The sequence below is a fragment of the Streptococcus sp. DD11 genome (assembly GCF_001578865.1).
GTDB lineage: Bacteria > Bacillota > Bacilli > Lactobacillales > Streptococcaceae > Streptococcus > Streptococcus panodentis.
This window is the reverse complement of record NZ_KQ969395.1, coordinates 208,802-210,133: the sequence shown is the minus strand read 5'-3', so window position 1 is coordinate 210,133 and position 1,332 is coordinate 208,802. Positions and strand designations below refer to the sequence as shown.

Below are 1,332 nucleotides of genomic sequence, written 5' to 3'. Positions count from 1 at the left end.
GATTACTGTAGCCCGGGGAACCGGCGGCGCTGAGATCAGCTGTGATCTGAAAGACATCCGCCTTTTAGATGTCTATCAGGCAGTGGAGAGTCTGGGCAAGTCCGGCCGGCTTTTCAGCTTCCATGAAAATCCCAATCCATCCTGCCCAATCGGCAGCAACATCCATAATGTTCTGGATGACAAGCTGGACGAAATTCAGGCGGCCATGGAAAAAGAACTGACCAAAACCAGTCTGGCGGATGTCGTTGCCTCAGCCCAGAAGAAAATTGCCAAGCAATCTGTTTCCTAGGAAGCAGATTGTTTTTCGATAGGCCTTAACGAACTAAGCACATAACGTATAGTGGAGGCCGGGGAGGGATAAGAAAAGGGCAGTTTTTATCGCCTTTTCCTTTGCTTTTAGTAGTGAAACTGTCCGAGGGACAGTTTCAGCCTATCGCTTAACGTACAGGGCTATTTGAGCGGCAGATAAAGCTTCCGTGAGGAAGTCTCAACAGTAGGGCTGATGGCGGTGGGACAGAACTAAATTTTTAAAAATTTAGTTCCCTTCGCTCTTTTGTTTCTAAGCTCAGGCTGAAAAGGTTCCCCAAACCTTTTCACTCCCAGCCCGCGAGGCTCTCACAGTCCGGGGGACTGTGAGAGGTTGGGGATGGGGAAAACAGAGTTTTCCTCAATGTAGGAGCTTTTTGGAGTCTAAAAGACGAACAAAAAGTCCAATCAGCTACCGCGTCAAGAGTTTTTTACCAAAACAAAGCGAGACTGAAGAACTTTTTATACGGTATCTTCCAAAAGATCCATCCCTCTGTGGGTGAGGACACAGCCATCATGGGAGTCTGTCTCAGCCTCTTTATCTCCAGCCTCCAACAGTCCTTCTGGACTGTTGGAGTAAAGTGAGCTAACAAAGTGATAAAAGACAAACTAAATGATCATATCAGCAAGCAACTCTGCCTTCTCTCAGTCTTAGGGAAATTCCTACCAGATGTAAAAAAATTAAATTTTCGAGTTGTAACTATTGACATTACATTAAAATCTGCTATACTGGGTATTGTAATAAAAAAGTTACAACAACTGTTTAAAAATTTTAACCATTTGGAGGAAAATCAGATGAAAATAGCAGTAGTAGCAGCTAACGGAAAAGCAGGACAGCTTATTGTTCAGGAAGCCATCGCGCGCGGCCATGAAGTGACGGCTGTGGTCCGCTCAGCAAACAAGACCGAGGCCGGCAATGTGCTGCAGAAAGATTTGTTTGACCTGACTAAAGAAGACCTGGCTGGCTTTGATGCAGTGGTGTCAGCTTTCGGAGTTTGGTCGCTGGATACTTTCCCGCAGTTTACG

2 protein-coding genes are annotated in these 1,332 nt (G+C 45.8%); both read left to right on the top strand.

Features of this window, described 5'->3' with window-relative positions; genetic code table 11:
- On the top strand, positions 1-289 hold a 289-nt coding region (locus STRDD11_RS08765), incomplete at its 5' end, for an Rrf2 family transcriptional regulator (protein WP_241209384.1).
- Between the two features lie 812 nt (positions 290-1,101).
- The coding region (locus STRDD11_RS14475) for an NAD(P)H-binding protein (RefSeq protein WP_241209383.1) at positions 1,102-1,332 on the top strand (231 nt) is incomplete at its 3' end.